Source organism: Mesorhizobium sp. (assembly GCF_005063415.1).
In the GTDB taxonomy this organism is placed as follows: domain Bacteria; phylum Pseudomonadota; class Alphaproteobacteria; order Rhizobiales; family Rhizobiaceae; genus Mesorhizobium.
On sequence record NZ_SUEG01000162.1, the window covers coordinates 1 to 7,653 of the forward strand.

Below are 7,653 nucleotides of genomic sequence, written 5' to 3' on the forward strand. Positions count from 1 at the left end.
GCCGACGGGGCGGGGTGCTCAATCTCAGTTCCGTGGCCGGGTTCGTTCCCGGGCCTTATATGGCTCTGTACTTCGCTAGCAAAGCTTTCGTGCGCTTCTTCTCAGAGGCGCTTCACCAGGAATTGCGCCGAACCGGTGTGACGGTCACATGCGTTGCACCAGGCCCGGTGTCGACGGAGTTTCTCGCAAGATCAGGCGCCAATCAGACGGTGCTCTTCAACATCTTGCCCAAGGTGGATCCGGAGTATGTGGCCGAACGGGCGTGGCGAGGGTTCAAATCCGGTCGTCGCCTCGTCGTACCGGGAATCTCGGCCAAGTTGGCTGCCCTTGCAGCGGCGCTCCTGCCTTCCGCAGCGCTGCTGCCCCTGGTCGGCCGGCTGCAACGCGGCGGCAATGATCAATGTCCTTGCGGTTCAGGTATGAAGTTCAAGAAATGCTGCGGTACCCGCCAGATTCAGCTACGCCGGGGCCCTCGGGGAATTAACCCCTGACCGCAGCACGCCACCGAAAAACCTCATTGAAGCAAGAGACCGCCCGCCGTCGCCGGACGCCGGCTGAAGATCAAATATGTCACGCAGGCCAAGACGCGCCCGCCCGGCTTCGTCGTCTCCTGCTCACGCCCCGATGCGATGCCGCAATCCTACGTCCGCTATCTCTCGAACAGCCTGCGCGAGGCTTTCGTCATGCCCGGCGTGCCGATCCGCATCGCCTTGCGCACCTCGGACAATCCTTTCGCCAGCAAGGCAAAGAAGCGCTGAGGCGGAGCTTTCAGGGGCGCTGCGCCTGCGCTCGGCTCAGGAGTAACGCAAGAGCGCCGTTGCGGTGCAGGATCTTTGCTAACGCTGGCAGGACAGAGGGGGGTGTGAAGAAACTCGACGCAGGATGCTCGGTGGATCGCGGTGCCTTCGGAAATCCCGCGACGTCGCCTCAAAACTATCTTGTCGAAACCTAAGCGACTTCTCGTAGCACCTCATTCCCCCGAGCACTTCCCGGCAACGCTTCCAGCGCCGCCTGCAGCAGGATGTCGCCAAGCCGCGCCGCTACCGGGTCGGGCTCGGCCTCCTTGCGATGCAGGAACAATGCCATCTTGGGCAAGGCGGGCAGTCCGGCGATCTCCGGCACCATCGCCCTGACACTGGCCGGCAGGCCGATATCGGTGCGGATCGTCAGGCCGAGCCCGGCGGCAACGGCTGCCCAGATGCCGCCAAGGCTCGGGCTGGAGAAGGCCATCCGCCATGACAGGCCGGCACGGTCCAGCGTTTCAGTCGCCACGCTGCGCAGCAGGCACGGCGCCTCGAGCGCCACCAGCGGTAACGGCTCGCCTTCGCGCAGGCTGGTCTCGATCTGTTTTGCCGGGCCGATCCAGCGCATCTGAACGTCGGCGACATGCCGGCTGTAAGGCAGCGTCGCGCCATTGTGCCAGGCAAGCGCGATATCGAGGCTGCCCGACATGATCCATTCGGCAAGTTCATGGCTGCGTGCGATCCTGGCCTCGATCTTGACCTTGGGATGGGCGCGGGCGAAGCGCCCGAGCACCTCCGGCAGCACCGCCTCGCCGAAATCCTCCTGCAGCCCAAGCCGCACCCAACCCTCCAGCTCGACATCGTGGATGGCGGAGGCGGCCTCGTCATTGAGCTCGATCAGCCGCCGCGCATAGCCGAGCATGGTCTCGCCCGCGTCCGTCAGCGCCAGACCGCGCCCCGATTTGCGGAAGATCGGCGTCGCCGCCTGCTCTTCCAGTTTCTTCAATTGTGCGCTGATTGCCGAGGTCGAGCGGCCGAGCCGGTCGGCGGCCTTGGCGAAGCTGCCCAACTCCATGCCGGTGACGAAGCTGCGCAGGACGTCGAGATCGAATGTCACGCGTCGCATGGCAATAATCCTGATATTTGGGACGTTACATCAAAAACTTCCTGATATTCAGTACGAAGCTATGGCGGTAGGGACAGCGCGTCAAGACCGAACGCAACCAGCCCATGCAGGAGCTGAACCATGTCCGCTATCGCCACAGGACCAGATTGCAAACCGCTTCGCCCAGGCGCCGTTGCCGCCCCGTCAGAAGCGGCGGCACTTCGAGCCAATCATCGCTGGAAGGTGCTGGGCATCGGCGTCGCCGCCAATGCCTGCTTTTCCGCGACCTTCTCCGGCATTCCGGCGACGGCGGTGTTCCTGCGCTCGGGCTATCATCTCTCCAATGGCGAACTCGGCATGGCGCTTGGCCTTCTCGGCTTGGGCGTGGCGCTGAGCGAATTGCCGTGGGGTCTGCTGACCGATCGCTGGGGCGACCGCCGCGTGCTGCTGACCGGGCTCGGCGCAACCGCGGTGTGGCTGCTTGTCATGGCCGCGCTGATCGTGCCGTCACCGGCCCACATTCCCGACGTCGCGCTTCTCGCCGCTGCCCTGCTGGTCACCGGATTGCTCGGCGGCAGCGTCAACGGCTCCAGCGGCCGCGCCATCATGGCCTGGTTCGGCGAAGGCGAGCGGGGCTTTGCCATGAGCATCAGGCAGACGGCGGTGCCGCTTGGCGGCGGGCTTGGCGCGCTCGTGCTGCCATCGCTCGCTTCAGCCCATGGCTTCACGGCGGTCTTCGGACTTCTGGCGGCTGCATCCGCCGTCTCGACCTCGCTCGCCTGGCTCTGGCTGCATCAGCCACCGGCGCATGACGATGCCAATTCGGCCGGCACGGCAAAGCCGGCCGGCCCGGCGCCGCTGCGCAACCCGGCCGTCTGGCGCATTGCAACAGCCATCGGCCTGCTGTGCTTTCCGCAGGTGGCGGTGCTCACCTTTGCTTCCGTCTTCCTGCATGATTTCGCCGGCATGGGAACAGCCGTGATCAGCGCCAGCCTCGCTGCCGTGCAGGTCGGCGCCATGGTCATGCGCGTCTGGAGCGGCCGCTACACCGACCGTCACGGCAACCGCCGGCCGTTCCTGCGCCTGTGCAGCATGCTGAGCGTGGCCGCCTTCACCGTGCTTGCGGCGCTCGTCTTGTTTTCGGCCCAATTCTTGTCAGGCCAAGCGCCGATGCTTTCGCCGGCGATCGTTGCGGTGCTGGTCGTGGCCGGCATCTGCGTCTCCTCCTGGCACGGCGTTGCCTACACCGAGCTTGCGACGCTGGCCGGCGCGAGCCAGGCCGGAACGGCGCTCGGCCTCGCCAACAGCCTGGTCTTCATTGCCTTCTTCCTGGTGCCGATCGCCATTCCGGGGCTTCTCGTGCTCTGCTCATGGGCAGGCGTCTGGCTGGGTGCGGCTATTTGCGCGCTGATCGCCTGGCCGATCTTTCTTCCGTCAAGCGATGGCCGCAAAAGCGCCTGACTTCGACACGAGATGGGAAAACAACGTTCTAAGCTGTTAACGCCCCATCAAGGTTAATGCATCATTGTAGCTCTCCAGTGGGGTCCGTTGCGTTTCTGGAGAGTTCTGTGCATCGACGTGTTTTGACGCGGCTTGTCGCCGCCGCCGGTGAGAAAAAGCGTTCCTTCCTGTCTCCGCTCGTTGTTGGCCTTGGTATCTGGATCGGCTTTCCGAGTGTCATTGCCTATCAGGACATGACCAGCCTGGTCTCCGGCCTGGAGGCGCCGAGCGTCCGCTGGAACGCCTATGTCGAGAGATCCGTCGCCGGCTCGGTTCACGCCGCCGAAATGCCCTTCCTCGATTCCAGCAGCACCGGCTCGCTCTCCGGCTCCGGTGTCCAACTGCCCGGCATCGGCGCCGTTTCGTTTCGCGGCAAGGGCAGCATCGCCGGCACGACGCCGGACGAGGACCGCATCATGCGCGCCGACAAGAAGGGCCGCATCATCCAGGTCTCGCCCGTCTCGCCGCCGAAAAACTTCAACGCCGGCTCGATCTTCGAGCGCACCTCTTCGCTGCTCCGCCCAAGCATGGACAGCGGCCTGAGGATGGCCTTCGCCAAGCCCGAGATCAAAGGCAAGGAAATCCAGATCGCCGCCGCCTTCCACGCGCGCGTCGACAAGAAGCCGGATCCCGGCGTGCCGGCGATGCTTGCCGCGCTGGTCAACAACGATCATCCCGACGTGCTGGCGACCGCATATGCATCGTCCGCTCCCGACTACGCACAGGCGTCGCCTTTCGAGGCCTTGCTGCAGGACGAGGACCCGAACGATGGCCGCTTCATCCCGCCGCTGAGCAAGGGCGATCATTCTTGGATGCAGACGCCGCTGCCGGCAAGCGTCTTTTCCAAACCGGAGCAGGCCTGCCTTGCCAATGGCATCTATTTCGAGGCGCGCGGCGAATCCGTGCGCGGCCAGGCCGCCGTTGCCCAGGTCATCCTCAACCGCGTCCGCAACCCGGCCTACCCGAACTCGATCTGCGGCGTCGTCTACCAGAACGACAACTGGTTTAACCGCTGCCAGTTTTCCTTCGCCTGCGATGGCAGGAAGAAGCGCATCGACAACCCCGCCGCCTACCAGACCGCCCAGGATGTCGCCATGGCCGTCACAGCCGGCAAGATCTTCATTCCGGAAGTCGGCTCGTCGACGCATTATTACGCCAACTACGTCCATCCGGGCTGGGCGCGGACGATGAAGAAAATGACCAGGATCGGCCTGCATATCTTCTATCGCACCTATGGCGGCGGCTGGAGCTGAGTGCTCGGGCAGCCGTTGCGTCTTTCGCGGGAGAGCGGCCGATCGAAGACCCATCGCCGCGGGGATTCGGCCACAGCCCGCCGGGGACTGCGTCGGGCACGATGTCGCACCCAGGCAAGTGGCTGATTTATAACGAAAAAATACTTGAGCTTGAACGTCCGCCCGTGACTTGACGGGCGCGGACCCTCTAACTATGTTGCCGGCGACTTTAAGAAGCGGACGGACGGTGACGGTCTGACCGGGCAGGGGGTTGCGTGGCCGACAAGAATGGGCCAGACGGAACTGGAAAAACCGGCCGCGGCAAGCAGCATGAAGCCGACATCCGCGACGACGATCTTGAGCGCCGCCGGCGCGACCTTGAAGCATCGCTCGCGACAAGGCGGCCGGATCGGCTCGAGGGGAAAGACGACGCGAAAGCGGGCAGTGCGGCCGGGTACGGCCAGGCGCTCAAGCTGTCCAGCGAGTTCATCGCCGGGATAGTGGTCGGTGCGGCTCTCGGCTGGTTTATCGATCGCGTGGCGGGGACATCGCCATGGGGTCTGATAGTCGGGCTGCTGCTGGGTTTTGGCGCTGGCGTGCTCAATGTCCTGCGTTCAGCCGGGCTTGTGTCGGAATTCGGAACGGGCGACAAACCGCGCGATCCGAAAGAATGAATTGAGGCGCCGCATGCCGGCGCATTGAACAGGATACTGAAGCCGTCTGCGGCTTTGATGGGGATTTAAAGTGGCTGCTGACAAGGTCGATCCGATCCACCAGTTCCAGATCCATCCGATCATTCCGATTCACATCGGCGGCTACGACCTGTCTTTCACCAATTCGGCTCTGTTCATGCTTGCGACAGTTGCTGTCGCAGCGGCGTTTCTCTACCTCAGCACGTCGAGCCGCAGCCTCGTCCCGGGCCGCCTTCAGTCGGTCTCGGAAATGGCCTATGAATTTGTCGGCAATATGCTGAGGGATGCCGCGGGCACGCAAGGCATGAAGTTCTTCCCCTTCGTGTTCTCGCTGTTCATGTTCGTGCTTGTCGCTAACCTGCTTGGCCTGTTCCCGTATTTCTTCACCATCACCAGCCACATCATCGTCACCTTCGGCCTCGCTGCGCTGGTGATCGGAACGGTCGTCGTCTACGGCTTCACCAAGCACGGCCTTGGCTTCCTAAAGCTGTTCGTCCCGCATGGCGTGCCGGTCTACCTGCTGCCGCTGGTGGTGCTTATCGAGGTGATTTCCTTCGTCTCGCGTCCGGTCAGCCTCTCGGTTCGTCTGTTCGCCAACATGCTCGCCGGTCACATCACGCTGAAAGTGTTCTCGGGCTTTGTCGTCAGCCTGAGCGCGCTCGGCGCGGTCGGCGTGGCGGGCTCGGTTCTGCCGCTGGCGATGGCCGTGGCGCTGACGGCGCTGGAGCTGCTGGTTGCGTTCCTGCAGGCCTACGTCTTCGCCGTGCTGACCTGCATGTATCTCAACGACGCCCTGCATCCCGGGCACTAACAAGGTTTCCGGCGTTGCCGCCGGATCGATTTTGCAACGGAATTTTAGATCCAAAGGAGTTGAATAAATGGACGCAGAAGCAGCAAAGTACATCGGCGCCGGCATCGCATGCCTCGGCATGGGTGGCGCGGGCATTGGCCTCGGCAACATTTTCGGCAGCTATCTGGCGGGCGCGCTGCGCAACCCGTCGGCCGCCGACGGCCAGTTCGGCCGCCTGATTTTCGGCTTCGCCGTGACCGAAGCGCTGGGTATTTTCTCGCTTCTCATCGCGCTTCTCGCCCTGTTCGGCTGAATACTTGTTCGGCTGAACATTGGGAAGAATTGAACAGGCCGGCCGCGATCCTGCGGCGGGCCTGAATTTCGGGGATAGTCCATGTTCGTGACATCTGCCTTTGCGCAAGAGTCCGCGCCCGCCGCAACGGAAGGCGAAACGCACGCCGCCACCGGCGTGCCTGCCGAGGCGCACGGCACGTTCCCGCCATTCAATCCGGCGACGTACCCGTCACAGCTGCTGTGGCTGGCAATCACTTTCGGGCTGTTCTACCTCTTCTTGAAGCGGGTAGTGATGCCACGCGTCGGCGGCATCATCGACGTGCGCAACGACCGCATCACGCAGGATCTCGATCATGCTGCCCGGCTGAAAGGCGAGGCCGACGCCGCCGTTGCCGCCTATGAGCAGGAATTGGCGGAAGCCAAGGGCAAGGCCAATGCGATCGGTCAGCAGGCCAACGATGCGGCCAAGGCGGAAGCCGAAGCTGCCCGCAAGACGATCGAGGCAGCGCTTGACCAGAAGCTTGGCGAGGCCGAGGCGCGTATTTCTTCCATCAAGGCCAATGCCATGAAGGAAGTCGGCACCATCGCCGAGGACACCGCTTCGGCCATCGTCGAGGCGCTTGTCGGCGGCAAGGCCAGCAAGGCCGAAATCGCGGCTGCGGTCAAATCCGTGGCCGGGTGAGGAGCGCATCATGGACGCCACATCTCTCGCGACACTTTGGGCAACCGTTGCCCTCGTAATCTTCCTCGGCATTGCCATCTACATCAAGGTGCCGGGCATGATCGCCAAGGCGCTCGATGCGCGGGCCGACAAGATCAGCTCCGAGCTCGAGGAGGCGCGCCGGTTGCGCGAAGAGGCCCAGCAGCTGCTCGGCCAATACCAGCGCAAGCGCAAGGAAGCCGAGCAGGAGGCCGCGGCCATCGTCGCCGCCGCCAAGCGCGAAGCCGACATGCTTGCCGCCGAGGCGCACAAGAAGACCGAGGACTATGTCGCCCGGCGTACCGCCTTGGCCGAGCAGAAGATCGGCCAGGCCGAGCGCGAGGCGATCGGCGAAGTGCGCGCCAGCGCCGTCGACATCGCGGTCGAAGCCGCGCGCGCGCTGCTGGCCGGCAAGATCGACGCCAAGGCCGGCGCCGACCTGTTCAACGCCTCGCTGCAGGATTTGAAATGGAAGCTGAACTGAACGGCTGCATCAACAAGTCATCGAAAGCCGCCTGGGAAACCTGGCGGCTTTTTTGTTAGCGAAAGCGGCAGAGCGCGTAATCTCCCCCCTCGAGGGGGAGATGTCGCCGAAGG

9 protein-coding genes and 1 pseudogene are annotated in these 7,653 nt (G+C 63.8%); 9 read left to right on the forward strand and 1 reads right to left on the reverse strand.

The features are described from left to right. Together E5W70_RS27425 and E5W70_RS27430 are read left to right on the forward strand one after the other, a co-directional pair. Nucleotides 1-491: SDR family NAD(P)-dependent oxidoreductase (locus E5W70_RS27425; RefSeq protein WP_292664367.1), on the forward strand; the 491-nt coding region annotated here is incomplete at its 5' end. A gap of 39 nt (nt 492-530) precedes the next feature. Next, a pseudogene (locus E5W70_RS27430) lies at nt 531-758 on the forward strand (ribosome biogenesis GTPase Der); the annotation flags it as partial. 190 nt (nt 759-948) lie between these two features. Here the strand turns inward: E5W70_RS27430 and E5W70_RS27435 are convergent. Further along, nucleotides 949-1,869 (reverse strand): LysR substrate-binding domain-containing protein, encoded by a 921-nt coding sequence (locus E5W70_RS27435; RefSeq protein ID WP_292664369.1) that lies wholly within the window; start codon nt 1,867-1,869, stop codon nt 949-951. A gap of 120 nt (nt 1,870-1,989) precedes the next feature. On the opposite strand from E5W70_RS27435, the gene E5W70_RS27440 reads away from it, so the two are divergent. The 7 genes from E5W70_RS27440 to E5W70_RS27470 all read left to right on the forward strand — a co-directional run bounded on the left by E5W70_RS27440 (nt 1,990) and on the right by E5W70_RS27470 (nt 7,540). Then, complete coding sequence (locus E5W70_RS27440; protein ID WP_292664371.1) at nt 1,990-3,309, forward strand: MFS transporter; 1,320 nt, start codon at nt 1,990-1,992, stop codon at nt 3,307-3,309. A gap of 107 nt (nt 3,310-3,416) precedes the next feature. After that, nucleotides 3,417-4,601, forward strand: coding sequence for a cell wall hydrolase (locus E5W70_RS27445; protein WP_292664373.1), 1,185 nt, complete (start codon nt 3,417-3,419; stop codon nt 4,599-4,601). A 254-nt stretch (nt 4,602-4,855) separates the two neighbouring features. Then, on the forward strand, nt 4,856-5,254 hold the full coding sequence (locus tag E5W70_RS27450) for an AtpZ/AtpI family protein (protein WP_292664375.1): 399 nt from the start codon (nt 4,856-4,858) through the stop codon (nt 5,252-5,254). 70 nt (nt 5,255-5,324) lie between these two features. Continuing rightward, entirely contained in the window at nt 5,325-6,083 is a 759-nt protein-coding gene (locus tag E5W70_RS27455; RefSeq protein WP_292664376.1) for a F0F1 ATP synthase subunit A, read from the forward strand. Nucleotides 6,084-6,150: 67 nt separating this feature from the next. After that, on the forward strand, nt 6,151-6,375 hold the full coding sequence (locus tag E5W70_RS27460) for a F0F1 ATP synthase subunit C (protein WP_006206606.1): 225 nt from the start codon (nt 6,151-6,153) through the stop codon (nt 6,373-6,375). A gap of 81 nt (nt 6,376-6,456) precedes the next feature. Continuing rightward, nucleotides 6,457-7,038: a F0F1 ATP synthase subunit B gene (locus E5W70_RS27465; protein WP_023716854.1), complete on the forward strand. Its 582-nt coding sequence runs from the start codon at nt 6,457-6,459 to the stop codon at nt 7,036-7,038. 10 nt (nt 7,039-7,048) lie between these two features. Further along, nucleotides 7,049-7,540, forward strand: a complete 492-nt coding sequence (locus E5W70_RS27470; protein WP_292664379.1) for a F0F1 ATP synthase subunit B — start codon at nt 7,049-7,051, stop codon at nt 7,538-7,540. The last annotated feature ends 113 nt before the right edge of the window (nt 7,541-7,653 follow it).